Source organism: Maritimibacter sp. DP1N21-5, from assembly GCF_019218295.1.
GTDB lineage: Bacteria > Pseudomonadota > Alphaproteobacteria > Rhodobacterales > Rhodobacteraceae > Maritimibacter.
In genome coordinates this window covers 397,475-412,893 of the sequence record NZ_JAHUZF010000003.1, presented here as the reverse complement: position 1 = coordinate 412,893, position 15,419 = coordinate 397,475, and the positions used below count along the sequence as shown (strand labels likewise).

The 15,419-nt window shown below is 63.3% G+C and carries 16 protein-coding genes and 1 tRNA gene; 6 read left to right on the top strand and 11 right to left on the bottom strand.

Annotated features, from left to right (window positions below; all coding sequences use genetic code 11):
• Window position 1: 1 nt before the first annotated feature.
• From rpoB to rplJ, 3 genes are all read right to left on the bottom strand, one after another.
• Entirely contained in the window at window positions 2-4,141 is a 4,140-nt protein-coding gene (rpoB, locus tag KJP29_RS03780; protein WP_218462221.1) for a DNA-directed RNA polymerase subunit beta, read from the bottom strand.
• A gap of 244 nt (window positions 4,142-4,385) precedes the next feature.
• Window positions 4,386-4,763: a 50S ribosomal protein L7/L12 gene (rplL, locus tag KJP29_RS03775; protein ID WP_218462220.1), complete on the bottom strand. Its 378-nt coding sequence runs from the start codon at window positions 4,761-4,763 to the stop codon at window positions 4,386-4,388.
• A gap of 71 nt (window positions 4,764-4,834) precedes the next feature.
• A complete protein-coding gene (gene rplJ / locus KJP29_RS03770; protein WP_218462219.1) occupies window positions 4,835-5,347 on the bottom strand; it encodes a 50S ribosomal protein L10 in 513 nt (170 codons plus the stop codon).
• Between the two features lie 383 nt (window positions 5,348-5,730).
• Here rplJ and KJP29_RS03765 point away from each other — a divergent pair, with 383 nt between their 5' ends.
• From KJP29_RS03765 to KJP29_RS19285, 3 genes are all read left to right on the top strand, one after another.
• Window positions 5,731-6,186: an Rrf2 family transcriptional regulator gene (locus KJP29_RS03765; RefSeq protein ID WP_218462218.1), complete on the top strand. Its 456-nt coding sequence runs from the start codon at window positions 5,731-5,733 to the stop codon at window positions 6,184-6,186.
• A 108-nt stretch (window positions 6,187-6,294) separates the two neighbouring features.
• A complete protein-coding gene (locus tag KJP29_RS03760) occupies window positions 6,295-7,188 on the top strand; it encodes an NAD(P)/FAD-dependent oxidoreductase (RefSeq protein ID WP_218462217.1) in 894 nt (297 codons plus the stop codon).
• Window positions 7,189-7,336: 148 nt separating this feature from the next.
• Window positions 7,337-7,744, top strand: a complete 408-nt coding sequence (locus KJP29_RS19285; RefSeq protein WP_255553416.1) for a Flp family type IVb pilin — start codon at window positions 7,337-7,339, stop codon at window positions 7,742-7,744.
• Window positions 7,745-7,827: 83 nt separating this feature from the next.
• Here the strand turns inward: KJP29_RS19285 and rplA are convergent, their stop codons facing one another.
• Window positions 7,828-8,526, bottom strand: a complete 699-nt coding sequence (rplA, locus tag KJP29_RS03750) for a 50S ribosomal protein L1 (protein WP_218462216.1) — start codon at window positions 8,524-8,526, stop codon at window positions 7,828-7,830.
• A gap of 1 nt (window position 8,527) precedes the next feature.
• A complete protein-coding gene (rplK, locus tag KJP29_RS03745) occupies window positions 8,528-8,977 on the bottom strand; it encodes a 50S ribosomal protein L11 (protein ID WP_218462215.1) in 450 nt (149 codons plus the stop codon).
• A gap of 243 nt (window positions 8,978-9,220) precedes the next feature.
• Here rplK and KJP29_RS03740 point away from each other — a divergent pair, with 243 nt between their 5' ends.
• Window positions 9,221-9,601, top strand: a complete 381-nt coding sequence (locus KJP29_RS03740) for a VOC family protein (RefSeq protein ID WP_218462214.1) — start codon at window positions 9,221-9,223, stop codon at window positions 9,599-9,601.
• Between the two features lie 15 nt (window positions 9,602-9,616).
• The gene (locus tag KJP29_RS03735; protein WP_218462213.1) at window positions 9,617-10,246 is read left to right on the top strand and encodes a YdeI family protein; all 630 of its coding nucleotides are present in this window, start codon (window positions 9,617-9,619) and stop codon (window positions 10,244-10,246) included.
• A 56-nt stretch (window positions 10,247-10,302) separates the two neighbouring features.
• On the opposite strand, the gene nusG is transcribed toward KJP29_RS03735, so the two are convergent.
• From nusG to KJP29_RS03720, 3 genes are all read right to left on the bottom strand, one after another.
• Window positions 10,303-10,836, bottom strand: a complete 534-nt coding sequence (gene nusG / locus KJP29_RS03730; protein WP_218462212.1) for a transcription termination/antitermination protein NusG — start codon at window positions 10,834-10,836, stop codon at window positions 10,303-10,305.
• A 175-nt stretch (window positions 10,837-11,011) separates the two neighbouring features.
• Entirely contained in the window at window positions 11,012-11,215 is a 204-nt protein-coding gene (gene secE / locus KJP29_RS03725; protein ID WP_218462211.1) for a preprotein translocase subunit SecE, read from the bottom strand.
• A gap of 220 nt (window positions 11,216-11,435) precedes the next feature.
• Window positions 11,436-11,511: transfer RNA gene (locus KJP29_RS03720), tRNA-Trp, on the bottom strand.
• 141 nt (window positions 11,512-11,652) lie between these two features.
• On the opposite strand from KJP29_RS03720, the gene KJP29_RS03715 reads away from it, so the two are divergent.
• Window positions 11,653-12,486, top strand: a complete 834-nt coding sequence (locus tag KJP29_RS03715) for a hypothetical protein (protein WP_218462210.1) — start codon at window positions 11,653-11,655, stop codon at window positions 12,484-12,486.
• Window positions 12,487-12,495: 9 nt separating this feature from the next.
• Here the strand turns inward: KJP29_RS03715 and KJP29_RS03710 are convergent, their stop codons facing one another.
• The 3 genes from KJP29_RS03710 to tuf form a co-directional block, all read right to left on the bottom strand.
• Window positions 12,496-12,879: an MAPEG family protein gene (locus KJP29_RS03710; protein WP_218462209.1), complete on the bottom strand. Its 384-nt coding sequence runs from the start codon at window positions 12,877-12,879 to the stop codon at window positions 12,496-12,498.
• A 16-nt stretch (window positions 12,880-12,895) separates the two neighbouring features.
• The gene (locus tag KJP29_RS03705; protein ID WP_218462208.1) at window positions 12,896-13,921 is read right to left on the bottom strand and encodes a zinc transporter ZntB; all 1,026 of its coding nucleotides are present in this window, start codon (window positions 13,919-13,921) and stop codon (window positions 12,896-12,898) included.
• Between the two features lie 98 nt (window positions 13,922-14,019).
• A complete protein-coding gene (tuf, locus tag KJP29_RS03700; RefSeq protein ID WP_218462207.1) occupies window positions 14,020-15,195 on the bottom strand; it encodes an elongation factor Tu in 1,176 nt (391 codons plus the stop codon).
• Between the last annotated feature and the right edge of the window lie 224 nt (window positions 15,196-15,419).

Here is a 15,419-nt window from a genome sequence, read left to right as displayed (position 1 = left end):
CTCACTCCTCGTCCCCCTCCGAATCCAGGAGTTCCATGTTGAGGCCGAGACCCCGGACTTCTTTCACGAGCACGTTGAACGACTCGGGCACGCCCGCCTCGAAGTTGTCCTCGCCCTTGACGATCGACTCGTAGACCTTGGTCCGGCCTGCCACGTCGTCCGACTTGACGGTGAGCATCTCCTGCAGCGTATAGGCCGCGCCGTAGGCTTCGAGCGCCCAGACTTCCATCTCGCCGAAACGCTGGCCGCCGAACTGGGCTTTACCACCCAGGGGCTGCTGCGTGACGAGCGAGTAGGGCCCGGTCGACCGCGCGTGGATCTTGTCGTCCACAAGGTGGTGAAGTTTCAGCAGATACTTCACACCGACCGTGACCTTGCGGGCGAACTGCTCGCCGGTCCGGCCATCGTAAAGCACCGACTGGCCGCTTTCGTCAAAGCCCGCACGTTTCAGCGCGTCGTTCACTTCCGGCTCCTTCGCGCCGTCGAAGACCGGGGTCGCGATCGGAACGCCACGGGTGACGTTCTGCGCGGCCTCGATCAGCGCGATCTCGTCCATGCCGCCGATGCCTTCGTCATAGACGTCCTCGCCGTAGGCGTGCTTCATCGCATCGCGCACGGGGGTGAGGTCGCCCGACCGACGGTATTCGGCAAGCGCATCGTCGATCCTGAGACCCAGGCCGCGTGCGGCCCAACCCATGTGGGTTTCGAGAATCTGACCGACGTTCATGCGCGAGGGCACGCCCAGCGGGTTGAGGCAGAAGTCGACCGGCGTGCCGTCACCGAGGAAGGGCATGTCCTCCATCGGAACGACGCGCGACACGACGCCCTTGTTGCCGTGACGGCCGGCCATCTTGTCGCCCGGCTGAAGCTTGCGCTTCACGGCGATGAAGACCTTGACCATCTTCATCACGCCGGGGGGCAGATCGTCGCCGCGGCGCACTTTTTCGACCTTGTCCTCGAAGCGGTGCTCGAGCGCCCGTTTCTGGGCTTCATACTGGTCGTGAAGCGCCTCGACTTCGCGGGCTTCCTGCTCGTTCTCGAGGGCAAGCTGCCACCACTGGCCACGCGACAGGCTGTCGAGCAGCGCGTCGTCGATGGCTGCGCCCGGCTTGACGCCCTTGGGCCCCTTCACCGCGGTCTTGCCTTCGATCATGGTGCGCAGACGGGCATAGATGTTGCGGTCGAGGATCGCCATCTCGTCGTCCCGGTCACGGGCCAGACGTTCGACTTCCTCACGCTCGATCTGCAGCGCGCGCTCGTCCTTCTCCACACCGTGGCGATTGAAGACGCGGACTTCCACGACGGTGCCGTAGTCGCCCGGTTTCACGCGGAGCGACGTGTCGCGCACGTCCGATGCCTTTTCCCCGAAGATGGCGCGCAGGAGCTTTTCTTCCGGCGTCATCGGGCTTTCGCCCTTCGGAGTGATCTTGCCGACAAGGATGTCGCCCGGCTCCACATGGGCGCCGATATAGACGATCCCGGCTTCGTCGAGGTTGCGCAACGCTTCCTCGCCGACGTTCGGAATGTCGCGCGTGATCTCTTCCGGCCCGAGCTTCGTGTCACGGGCGGCGACTTCGAATTCCTCGATGTGGATCGAGGTGAAGACGTCGTCCTGCGCGATACGCTCGGAGATCAGGATGGAGTCCTCGTAGTTGTAGCCGTTCCAGGGCATGAAGGCGACGACGACGTTCTTGCCGAGCGCCAGCTCCCCCATGTCCGTCGACGGACCGTCCGCGATGACTTCGCCCTTCTCGACCACGTCGCCCACTTTCACCAGCGGACGCTGGTTGATGCAGGTGTTCTGGTTCGAGCGCTGGAACTTGCGCATCCGGTAGATGTCCACGCCTGGGTCGCCGACGGTGAGGTCGGCGGTAGCGCGGATCACGATCCGGGTGGCGTCCACCTGGTCGATCACGCCGGCCCGGCGCGCCTGGATGGCGGCGCCGGAGTCGACGGCGACCTTGCCCTCGATGCCGGTGCCGACGAGCGGCGCCTCCGCCCGCAGAAGCGGCACGGCCTGTTTCTGCATGTTCGAGCCCATGAGCGCGCGGTTCGCGTCGTCGTTCTCGAGGAACGGGATCAGCGAAGCGGCCACGGAGACCAGCTGCTTGGGCGACACGTCGATGAGGTCCACGGCGTCACGGGGCGCGAGGGTGTATTCACCCGATTGCCGCGTGTTGACCATGTCGTTCACGAACATGCCGCTCGCGTCGAGGTTGGCGTTCGCCTGGGCCACGGTGTGGCGCATTTCCTCGGTGGCCGACATGTATTTCACGTCATCGGTGACCTTGCCGCCTTCGACGCGGCGATAGGGGGTCTCGATGAAGCCATACTTGTTGACCCGCGCGAAGGTCGCGAGGTTGTTGATCAGACCGATGTTCGGGCCTTCCGGTGTTTCGATCGGGCACATCCGGCCATAGTGGGTCGGGTGCACGTCGCGCACTTCGAAGCCCGCACGTTCGCGGGTCAGACCGCCCGGCCCGAGCGCCGAGAGGCGACGCTTGTGCGACACTTCGGAGAGCGGGTTGGTCTGGTCCATGAACTGCGACAGCTGCGAGGAGCCGAAGAATTCACGCACGGCCGCGGCTGCCGGTTTCGCATTGATCAGGTCCTGCGGCATCACCGTGTCGATTTCGACCGACGACATGCGTTCCTTGATCGCGCGCTCCATGCGGAGCAGACCCACGCGATACTGGTTCTCCATCAATTCGCCGACAGAGCGGACACGACGGTTGCCGAGGTGGTCGATATCGTCCACTTCGCCCTTGCCGTCGCGCAGTTCCACGAGCGCCTTGATGCAGGCCACGATGTCTTCGCGGCGCAGGGTACGCTGGGTATCCTCGGCGTCGAGGTTGAGGCGCATGTTCATCTTCACGCGACCCACGGCCGAAAGGTCGTAACGCTCGCTGTCGAAGAAGAGCTGGTCGAAGAGCGCCGAGGCGGCATCGACGGTCGGCGGTTCACCCGGACGCATCACGCGGTAGATATCCATGAGCGCGCCGTCGCGGTTCATGTTCTTGTCCGCCGCCATGGTGTTGCGGATGTAGGGACCGACGGTGATGTTGTCGATGTCGAGCACCGGCACCTCGGTCACGCCCGCGTCGATCAGCTCCTTCACGGAGCCCCCGATGAGCGTGCCGTCCTTGTCGTATTCCAGCGTCAGTTCATCACCGGCTTCGACATAGATCGCGCCGTTCTCTTCGTTGATGATGTCCTTGGCGACATAGCGGCCAACGATCGAGTCGAAGGGCACGAGGATCTTCTGCACCTTGCCTTCGTCGATGATCTTCTTCACCGCGCGCGGCGTCACCTTCTTGGTGGCCTCGAAGATCACTTCGCCGCTGTCGGCGTCCACGATGTCCATCGTCGGACGGGTGCCGCGAATACGTTCGGGGAAGAACTTGGTCACCCAGCCCTTGTTCTTCTCGAGCGTGTAATTCACCGTGTTGTAATAGGCGTCCATGATCGCCTCCTGATCCAGCCCGAGGGCATAGAGCAGGGTCGTCACCGGCAGTTTGCGGCGACGGTCGATCCGCGCGAACACGATGTCCTTGGCATCGAATTCGAAGTCGAGCCACGAGCCGCGATAGGGAATGATGCGGCAGGCGAAGAGCAGCTTGCCCGAAGCATGCGTCTTGCCCTTGTCATGGTCGAAGAACACGCCCGGCGAACGGTGCATCTGGGACACGATCACGCGCTCGGTGCCGTTCACGACGAAGGTGCCGTTGGGCGTCATCAGGGGCATGTCGCCCATGAACACGTCCTGTTCCTTGATGCCCTTAACGGACTTCGCGCCAGTGTCTTCGTTGATATCGAACACGATGAGACGCAGCTTGACCTTCAGCGGGGCCGAATAGGTCATGTCGCGCGCCTGGCACTCTTCCACGTCGTATTTCGGCGCTTCGAGTTCGTAGCTCACGAATTCCAGAACGGCGGTCTCATTGAAGTCCTTGATCGGGAAGACGGACTGGAAGACGCCCATGATGCCTTCGCCTTCGGTCGGCTCGGGGGCATCGCCGGAATTCAGGAAGAGGTCATAGGACGCCTTCTGAACTTCGATGAGGTTCGGCATTTCCAGAACTTCGCGGATCTTGCCGTAATATTTGCGGAGTCGTTTCTGGCCAAGGTAGGTCTGAGCCATAAGGTGAGCACCTTTCTTTTCTCACTGACACGCATCGCCGTCGGGGCATCGGCCTGCGCGCCGTTCGAAACGGGGGTTCGGATCCATACCAGAGGCCTTCCCACAGGTCTCTTCCCGATCCTTGAACCGCGCCTTGGGAAGGGTCTTCGATCAGGCCCTTGCCAAGACAGGTTCGGCTGGACCCGGATTTCTCCGGACCCAGCCTTGAATGCGCGTCGGGTGCGACCCCGACGGAGCGGGCCGATCAGGCCAGCTCGACTTCGGCGCCAGCTGCTTCCAGCTTGCCTTTGATGTCTTCGGCTTCGGCCTTGTCGACACCTTCTTTGATCTTGCCGCCGGCTTCGACGAGGTCTTTGGCTTCTTTGAGGCCAAGACCGGTGATGCCGCGAACTTCTTTGATGACGGCGATTTTGTTGCCGCCAGCGTTCTTGAGAACCACGTCGAATTCGGTTTTCTCTTCAGCAGCAGCCGCGCCAGCGTCGCCAGCCGGGCCTGCCATCATCACAGCGCCGCCAGCAGCGGGCTCGATGCCGTATTCGTCTTTCAGGATGGTTTTCAGTTCCTGGGCTTCGAGAAGGGTCAGACCCACGATCTCTTCAGCAAGTTTCTTCAGATCAGCCATTGTACTGTTTCCGTTCGTTTAAGATGTGTTCCAACGTCGATATTGCAACGCGACGAAGGTCTCTTGATTGCTTACGCAGCCTTTTCCTCGATGGTCGTGAGGATGGACGCGATGTTCGAGGCAGGAGCGCCAATGGCCCCGGCAATGTTCGCAGCGGGCGCGCCGATGCAGGACACGATCGAAGCGATAAGCTCCTCACGCGACGGCATCTTGGCGACCGCGGCCACACCGGCCGGATCCAGAGCGTTTTCACCCATGGCACCACCGAGGATAACGAGTTTCTCGTTATCTTTGGCGTACTTATCCATGACCTTGGCCGCAGCCACAGGGTCTTCGGAAAAGGCGAGAACGGTCATGCCCTTCAGGTAATCGACGATGGAAGCCGCCGGTTTGCCTTCAAGAGCGATCTTGGCGAGCCTGTTCTTGGCAACACGCACCGACCCGCCCGCTTCGCGCATCGCGCCGCGCAGGTCCTGCATTTCAGCAACCGTGAGACCTTCGTAGCGGGCAACCACTACGACGCCAGAGCTTTCGAAGATTTGGCCGAGTTCATCGACCACTTTCTCTTTCTGGGCTCTATCCACAGTTTTACTCCAAGGTAGGAGGTGTAACCCTCCGGCTCATATTGCACCGGGTACGAAGCACCCGATGATCGGGTCCTTACGGGTCCGTCCAAGATCACCCGAGGCGCCGAAGCGGCCCGAAGAAATCTGGTCTTTTCCCGTCTCAGGCAGGATTTATCGCTCTTGTTGAGGGAGCCACCCACCGTCTCGGACGAAACGCAAAAAGCGCACGACGAATCGCACGCTGTCCACGCAAGGGGCTTCCTAACGCCAATGTTGGGGAGTTCCAAGAGCGAATATGCCTGAGGTTGGCCATTTGAGCAAGCCTTAGCTGACCCATCGAGACCTGACAAATTCCCGGACGGGTATTGTAACTTCATGAATTACGTAATATACGAAGTTACATGAAACGCGACAGCCGACTTTCCTGGGTGCTCCACGCCCTGCTCCACATGGCGCAAGCCGACAGAACCATCACGTCCGACCAGCTCGCAGGCTGGATGGACACGAACCCCGTCGTCGTGCGCCGCACGATGGGTCTCTTGCGAGAGGCGGGCCTTGTCTCTTCGGCGAAGGGTCCGGGGGGAGGCTGGGTGCTGTCCAGTGACCCGACCGTCGTGACGTTGCGCCGCCTTCACGAGGTGCTGGGCGAGCCTGCGGTTTTTGCGATCGGGGTGAAGTCGGAAGCGCCTGACTGCCTTGTCGAGGCGGCGGTGAACCGGCGCCTTACCAGCGCGATGGCAGAGGCCGAGACGCTGCTCCTCGCGCGGCTCGAAGATATCACGCTGGCGAACCTGCTGTCGGACTTCGAAAACGACGACGGCCTTGCCTTCGCAGCCCACCGGGACGGCCCAAGCTAGACACGCGAGCACCGGCCCCGGGCCACGTTCAACCGCATCATGACCAAGATCACCGGAGCGTGCCTGTCACGCCCCGCACCTCTAATCTTGCCGAAAGGACCTATCTCCATGGACCAGACCCATCACGATGTGATCGTCATTGGCGGCAGCTACTCCGGCTGCGCCGCCGCCCTCCAGCTCCTCCGTGCGCACCGCCGCGTGTGCGTCATCGACGCGGGCGAACGCCGAAACAGGACCGTGCCGCATTCGCACGGCTTCATCACGCAGGACGGTGTGGATCCAGCCGCACTCGCCACCGCGGCCCGTGCGGACCTTCATGCCTATCCGACGCTCACCTGGAAAGACGACACCGCCATAGATGCCCGTCAAACCGAGACCGGTTTCGAAATCACCCTTCATGACGAGACCCGCGTGACATCGGCCAAGCTCATCCTCGCGACCGGGGTGCGTGACATCCTTCCCGACATCCCCGGCCTTGCCGAGCGCTGGGGCGACACCGTCGCCGCCTGCCCTTATTGCCACGGTTACGAGTGCGCCCAAGGACCGATCGCGGTCATCGGCACCGGGCCCGGGTCCGAGCATCAGGCCCAGTTGCTGGCGGAATGGGGACAGGTCGACTTCCTGACCCAGGGTCTCGTTCCTCTGGACGAGGCGATGCGCGCCGATCTGGAGCGGCGCGAGGTCACGATCCGCGACACGCCCGTGACCGCGATCACCGGACGCGCCACCGTCTCCCTGAGCGACGGCTCGACGCAGAGCTACAACGGCATTTTCACCGCGACGACCTTTGCCCCGTCCTCCCCCATCCCCGCGCAGTTGGGGTGCGAGATGGCAGAAAACCCGATGGGCCAGATCATCACCGTCGACGAAATGCAGGCCACATCCGTTCCAGGCGTCTTCGCCTGCGGCGACGCGGCGACCTTCATGGCTTCGGTGTCCATCGCTGTGGGGAAAGGAGCGCTTGCCGGCATCGCCTGTCATCGCGACCTCGTCTTCGGCTAGACCCGGTACGATGCGCGTGGAAACTGCGCGCGGGGGCGGACGCCGAAATACCCCCTATGCGCCGAAGTTCGGCCACCGATTTTCCCTGAGGGCATCCTATCCCGTTGAGCGAGCCACGTATTAGGCCCTCTTCCAGAATGTATAGCTCATGACCCGCATTTTGATGAACCGGCCGAAGGCCACGCTTCGCACCCGCCTTGCCCGCTTCTCCACCGACACCGACGGCGCCGTCACCGTCGATTGGGTCGTGCTGACCGCGGCCATCGTCGGACTTGGCATCGCGGTCCTCACGTCGGTCTCGGGGGGCACGACCGCGCTCGCCTCCAAGACATCATCCGCGATTAGCGACATGGAGGTCGGCGGATCAGGAACGGCCGGGGCGGGACCCACCGAAGATTTTTTCACCAACATTCCCAACACGGGCACGTTCGACTGTCCGAACCTAGATACCTGCTATGTTTCCGATACGGAGTCGGGCACGACGAGTACGCGAAACAACCCTTTTTCAGATCCCGTGTCAGGGTGGTACGAAGATGGCATTCCGTACATCAATTGACGATCTGACGTGGGACACAGAACCTTCCCAAGAAAAAGGGCGCCCCGAGAAGCGCCCTTTCCAATTCCGATGCCACGGAAACCTTAGTTCCCGGTGGCGCTTTCCACGTTCACCGAGACGCCCGGGCCCATCGTCGACGAGAGCGAGACCTTTTTCATGTAGGTCCCTTTCGCGCCCGAGGGCTTGGCTTTCGACACGGCATCCACGAAGGCGCGCACGTTTTCCACGAGCTTGCCTTCGTCGAAGGAGGCCTTGCCGATACCGGCGTGGATGACGCCCGCTTTTTCGACCTTGAACTGGACCTGACCGCCTTTGGCGGCTTCAACGGCCTCTTTCACGTCGAGCGTGACGGTGCCGATTTTCGGGTTCGGCATCAGGTTGCGGGGGCCGAGCACTTTGCCCAGACGGCCGACGATCGGCATCATGTCCGGGGTGGCAATGCAGCGATCAAAGTCGATCTTGCCGCCCTGCACGGTTTCCATGAGGTCTTCCGCGCCAACGATGTCGGCGCCGGCGGCTTTCGCCTCCTCCGCCTTTTCGCCACGGGCGAAGACCGCGACGCGCACCGTCTTGCCGGTGCCGTTGGGCAGGTTGACCGTGCCGCGGACCATCTGGTCGGCGTGGCGCGGGTCGACGCCGAGGTTCATCGCGATTTCGACCGACTCGTCGAATTTCGCGTTGGCGTTCGACTTGATCAGCGCGACAGCTTCTTCGACGGTGATGTTTTCTTTACCGGCGAAGGCTTCGCGGGCCGCTTTGGTGCGTTTTCCGAGCTTTGCCATCTTACTTCACCTCAATGCCCATGGAGCGGGCGGAGCCCAGGATGATCTGCATCGCGCCGTCGACGTCGTTGGCGTTCAGGTCGCGCATTTTCGCTTCGGCGATTTCACGCACCTGGGCAACGGTCACGGTGCCGGCGGTTTCACGGCCCGGAGCCGGCGAGCCCTTCGGACGGTTCCGCTTACCGACCGGCTTCAGGCCAGCGGCTTTTTTCAGGTAGTAAGACGCGGGCGGCGTCTTGATGTCCATCGTGAAGGACTTGTCCTGGTAGTAGGAAATCACGGTCGGACAGGGCGCACCCTCTTCCATTTCCTGGGTCTTCGCGTTGAAGGCCTTGCAGAATTCCATGATGTTGATGCCGCGCTGACCCAGCGCGGGGCCGACGGGCGGCGAGGGGTTCGCTTTGCCGGCGGGGATCTGAAGCTTCAGCGTCCCGATAAGTTTCTTGGCCATTGGCCATCTCCTTCTTCAACACCCCCGAGACGCGTCCCGAAGGCTTCGTTGCCGTGGTGCGGTCCGCACGTCGCGACGCGCTCGCCTCCCACAATGGACATCAGGGCAAACCCGGAGGCTGCCCTGACGTGGGGCGGGGGATAGACGCATCGGCGTGACAAGGCAAGCGATTCCTGAGACCATCCGCGCGAGGCCGCCGGGCCGACCCGGCCGGCGGGACCCCGGCAACCCGATGGAGATGACATGAAGTATTCCGTCACGATCGACGTGCCCGACCTGGTCGCCGGGATCGCCTTCTACACCAAGGTTCTGTCTCTGCGCGAAGTCGCGCGCCCGGTGCCGGTCTATGCCGTGCTCAAGGGTGACGGCGAACAGATGCTCGGCCTCATGGAAAAACCCGAAGGCACCGCCCCGGCGCCCGGCAGCGACGATCGCCGCCGCTATGGCCGCCACTGGACCCCCGTGCATCTGGACATCCAGGTGGACGACTTCGAGGAAACGCTCGTCCGGCTGGTGGACCTTGGCGGCACGCTCGAGCAACGCTTCGACATGGAGGAGCGTCCGCCAACAGCCTTCTGTTCGGACCCCTTCGGAAACGGCTTCTGCCTGATGAAGACCCGCTGAGAAAGACACGACGACATGGCTGATATGATCACGGAAGCCGACGACTATTTCACCAAGGGATGCGGGCGCTGCGACCGTTTCGATACGCCCGACTGCTCGGCGCGGCTCTGGGACGAGGGGCAAGCGCGGCTGCGCGAGATCTGCCTCGGGATGGGACTTTCGGAGCATGTGAAATGGGGGCACCCCTGTTACATGCACGCGGGTCGCAACATCGCGATCATGGGTGCGTTTCGCGGCGATTTCCGCTTCACCTTCATGAACGGCAGCCTGCTCGATGATCCCGAAGGCATCCTGAAGCCCGCCGGCCCCAACAGCAGGGTGTCGAATGTGCTCTATTTCACCGACAACGAGGGCCCAGCCCGTCTGGAGCCGATCATCAAGGACTATCTCGCGACGCTCATGGACCACGCCGAGCGCGGAACCAAGCCGCCGAAGGTCGAAACCGAGGTCGAGATGCCCGACGAGTTGACCCAGGCGCTGGACGAGGACCCGGAACTGGCCGAGGCCTTCTTTGCCCTGACGCCGGGGCGGCAGAAGAGCTATGCCTTCAACCTGAACCAGGCGAAGAAACCCGAAACGCGTTACGCGCGGATCGAGAAATTCCGGCCGCATATCCTGGCCGGCAAGGGTGCGATGGAGCGTTAAGGCACAAAAAAACGCCGGGAGACCCGGCGTTTTCAACGTTCCTGCGTGTCGGGCGATCAGCCCTGTTTCGACACCTGCGTGTATTCGAGTTCCACAGGCGTCGCGCGGCCGAAGATCGAGACGGACACCTTGAGGCGCTGGTTGCCTTCGTCCACGCCTTCGACCATCCCGTCGAAGCCCTCGAAGGGACCGTCGGTGACCGCGACCTTTTCGCCGATCTCGAAGCTGATGAGCGTGCGCGGCGCTTCCACGCCTTCTTCGACGCGGCCGAGGATCGCTTCGACTTCGGCATCGCGCATCGGCATCGGGCGGCCCTGCGGCCCGAGGAAGCCGGTCACGCGGTTGATGCCGTTCACGAGGTGGTAGCCTTCGTCGGACATTTCCATGTGGACGAGCACGTAGCCCGGCATGAAGCGGCGCTCGGTCGAAACCTTCTTGCCCTTGCGGATCTCGATGACCTCTTCGGTCGGGACGAGGACTTCGTCGATCTGGTCCTCGAGGCCCGCTTCTTCCACGGCGGTCCTGATCTGTTCGGCGATCTTCTTCTCGAAGTTCGAGAGAACGCTCACCGAGTACCACCGTTTCGCCATCGTTTTTGTCCTTGCTTTCTGGCGGTCGAAGCCGCCGCCGTCTGTTTCCAGGTCCCGGATAAAAATCGGGCGCGCAACTCGAATCATTGCGCGCCTTCTGGGGATCGGCTGTCGTTTACAGCGCCCCGGGGGGATTTTCAACCCTTGCAGACGGGTGGGATGACCGGCGGCGGTCTTAGCCGAAGAAGGTCAGGACCCCGGCGAGACCCGAGCGGATCGCCCAGTCGACCAAGGAGAAAAAGATCGCCAGCAAACCGGCCATGGCGACGACCATGCCGGTGGTCAGAAGCACTTCGCGGCGGGTCGGCCACACGACCTTGGAGACCTCCGAGCGGACCTGCTGGATGAACTGGAGGGGATTGGTGGTTTTCGTGGCCATATGCGCAACCTTCGTCTCGATCAGTGCGCGAGATACGCGATGCGGTCCGGGTTTTCAACCCTGTCCCGCATCGCCGTCGTGTGAGACGACAGGACAGCCGAGGCGCTTCCCCTCGTCGCGCAACCGGTTAAAGGGGTCGACCTTCATGCGTTCGGCGAGGGACAGACACGCGCAACGTGCTTGGCCGCGCTTAAGGAACCGTTCGTCTGGAAAGTGGTCTTGGCAGGGGCAGCAGGGTTCGAACCCGCGACCTACGGTTTTGGAGACCGTCGCTCTACCAGCTGAGCTATACCCCTGTGACCGGGCTGGGGTTTAGTCCAAGCGCGACGGGCAATCAAGCGGGAAAGCGCAGATCCTTTCCGGTTTTCGGTCGGGCTTATGGGCCGCACCGGCGACCGGCGCTTCCCCGCTGGTCGCGAGCATGGTAACGCCGGTCCATGGCGCCGCGCGATTTCTCCATCTTCGACGAAAGCCCGTGGTTCCGGGCTGGACCGGGCAAGCTCGGACCCGCGTCCCGCGTGCCCACGATGGTCAGCCACGAAACCGAGTTGCTCCTGCACTGGCTCGGGGCGGAGTGGCTGACCGGTCACGGTGCCGTCGTGGACCTCGGGGCCTTTGCGGGGGGGTGCACGGCGCGGGTCGCCGAGGGGCTGGCGCAAGCTGGGCGGCAACCGGCGCTTCATGCCTTCGACCGGTTCACCGCGACCGAGCATCACAAACGCGACATGCTCTATCCCGCCGGGGCGCCCGCCTTCGACGGACCGCATATGGAAGAGGCGACAAGGGCGCTCCTCGCCCCTTGGGCGCAGACCCTCGCGCTTCACAAGGGCGAAATCGGGCGCGAGGACTGGGAAGGTGGGCCGATCGAGCTTCTCATCGTGGATGCCGCGAAATCGACCGAGGCGCTGGATGCGATTGCCGGGACGTTCTATCCCGACCTGCTCCCCGATGCGATCGTCGTTTTCATCGACGCCTTCCACTGGCGCCAGCCCTGGGTCCCGGTGCAGGTGCATCGCCTCGCCCCGCATGTGGTCCCCCTCGCCCATGTCACCGACCACACGCTCGTCACAAGGGTCACCTCCCCGCTCGGACCCGAGGCGATTGCGGCCGCCCATGTGGACGGGCTGTCGGACGCGGCACTTCTGGCCGGGATCGCCGAGGCGCATCCGCTGTTCGCAGCCTTCGGAGAGGAGCTGCGCATGCTGGAGATGGCCGAGGCCATCGAACGCGCGCCCGGTGTCCGGCTGTCGTGGAAGATGCTGCCGAAATAGGCGCTCGCCTCAAACGAAGGACGCCACCGAAAGCGCCATGACGACCAGCCCGCCGACCGCCACGAGCCATGCCAAGGATCGCGGCCCGGGAAGTCCGGTCAGGTAAAGTGGCAGGTAGGCGACCCGCGCCAGAACGAAGATCATCGCCCCCAGCGTTGCCCGGTCATCGGCACCCAACACCAGAGCCGCCAGGGCAAGCAGGACGAAGACGGGGAGGCTTTCCTGCCAATTGGCGAGCGCGCGGCGCGCACGCCCGGTCAAGACGCCCGGTTCCGGCAGGTCGTCGCGCCCGCCCAGATGCTTGAGCGCGCCCTCGCGGGGCAGGAAAAGCGCCGCCGGCGTCAGGACATAGGCGGCGTGCAGCGCGACGGCGGCGATGATCCAAAGCACCATGAGTGTCAGTTCCTTTCTACTGTCTCGTCCTGCCGCGGCTGCGCAGCCGATGCGGGAGCGTGATCCAGCGCAGGCGCCACAGAAAGAACACCAGCACCGCGACGAGCGCCCCCAGCCAGAGGCAGAGCACCGCGAAGGCCCAGGGATCATCCACCCCCGGCATGCCGCCCACGTTGACCCCGAAAAGCCCGGTCAGAAAACCCAGCGGCAGGAAGATCACCGACACCACGCTCATCACGAACATGTTTCGGTTCAACCGGTCGGACAACTGGCCCGACAGCTCTTCGCGCAGAACCATGGCCTGATCGCGCAGCTCGTCGAGGTCTTCGACGATCCGCGTCATCTTCTGCGCTTCTTCCTCGATCTCGCGCCGCGCCTCGTCGTCGATCACAGGCGAGTCCACATCCGAAATCAACTTGAGCACATCACGCTGCGGCCCGAGAAAACGGCGCGCGGCGATGACCTGAAGCCTGAGGTCCACGACCTCGGCGCGCAGGTGCTCGCCTTTTTCGCCGATAATATGGGTTTCCAGATCCTCGGCATGGGTATCGAGATCGGCCTGGAAGTTCCCGATCTTCTCGGTCAGGTCCTCGATGATCCGGGCGAGGAACTGGCCCGAGGTCTCGGGCCCGGTGCCGCCCGAAAGCGCCGCATCCATCCGTTCGATCGCACGCACGCGGCGGAGCGCCACGGTGACGATTCGATGCGGGTCGATCCACATGCGCAGGCTGACCATGTCCTCGGGATCGGCACCCTCGTTCATGTTGATCGCCCTGAGGAAGATCATCATCCCCTTGCCCATCTTCATGACCCGCGGCCGCGTCGCTTTGTCGACCAGCGCTTCGACGGCCTGCGGATCAAGGTAAGTCAGATGCTCAGCGATCCAGCGTTCGGTATCGGCGTGGTTGCCGTCCAGATGCACCCAGCCCAGCGTCTCCGCCTCCAACACCCCGCGCAACTCCGCCTCGTCCGGAACGTGCCCCCGGTTCGGGCCGTCGAGGACATGGGCGTAGAGGATATGGCTATCGGCGGCTGGTGTCATGCGCGGAGGATGGAGGGGTGCGGAGGGAAAGGGAAGAGTGCCGCACAAAAGAAAAGGGCCGCCCGAAGGCAGCCCTTTTCAAACCCGTATCGCTAGGATTAAGCGAGAATTTTCGAGACGACGCCCGAGCCGACGGTGCGGCCGCCTTCGCGGATGGCGAAGCGCAGGCCCTCTTCCATGGCGATCGGGGCGATCAGCTCGACGGTGAACTTCAGGTTGTCGCCCGGCATCACCATCTCGGTGCCCGAGGGAAGCTCGACCGTGCCGGTCACGTCCGTCGTGCGGAAGTAGAACTGCGGGCGGTAGTTCGCGAAGAACGGCGTGTGACGGCCACCTTCTTCTTTCGTCAGGATGTAGACTTCCGACTCGAACTTGGTGTGCGGCTTCACGGAGCCGGGCTTGCAGAGCACCTGGCCACGCTCGACCTTGTCGCGGTCGATGCCGCGCAGCAGCGCGCCGATGTTGTCGCCGGCTTCCCCACGGTCGAGGAGCTTGCGGAACATCTCGACGCCCGTGCAGGTCGTCTTCTGCGTGTCCTTGATGCCGACGATTTCAAGCTCGTCGCCCACGTTGATCACGCCACGCTCCACACGGCCGGTCACAACCGTGCCGCGGCCCGAGATCGAGAACACGTCTTCGATCGGCATCAGGAAGGGCTGGTCGACAGCGCGCGCGGGCGTCGGGATGAACTCGTCGACGGCGGCCATCAGTTCGCGGATCTTGTTCTCGCCGATCTCGGGATCACGGCCTTCCATCGCGGCCAGAGCCGAGCCCGCGATGATCGGAATGTCGTCGCCGGGGAAGTCGTAGGCCGACAGAAGCTCGCGGATTTCCATCTCGACGAGTTCGAGAAGTTCCGGATCGTCCACCTGGTCGACCTTGTTCATGAAGACGACGAGCGCGGGCACGCCGACCTGACGGGCGAGCAGGATGTGCTCGCGGGTCTGCGGCATCGGGCCGTCGGCGGCGTTCACCACGAGGATGCCGCCGTCCATCTGCGCCGCACCGGTGATCATGTTCTTCACGTAGTCGGCGTGGCCGGGGCAGTCGACGTGCGCATAGTGACGCGCGTCCGTCTCGTATTCCACGTGCGCCGTCGAGATCGTGATCCCGCGGGCTTTCTCTTCCGGCGCGCCGTCGATCTGGTCGTAGGCCTTGAAGTCACCGAAATACTTGGTGATCGCCGCGGTCAGAGTGGTCTTGCCGTGGTCAACGTGGCCGATCGTGCCCACGTTCACGTGCGGTTTGGAGCGTTCAAACTTTGCCTTTGCCATTGGCCAGTTGCCTCATCTTAAGAGCGGTTCAACAGAACCCGTTAAAGTCTACCGCGCGCTCGTTAGCCGGGGACGCGCGGAAAAGCAAGCGCTGGAAGGGTTTCGGTTGCGCGAAGCGCCGCGCGGGCCGGGTCGCCGAGAGGCGCAGGAACCGAACCCGGTCTTTCATCTTTCCCCAAGTACTCGAATACCGCCCGAGCCACCGGAACCGCCCCGCCCGCATC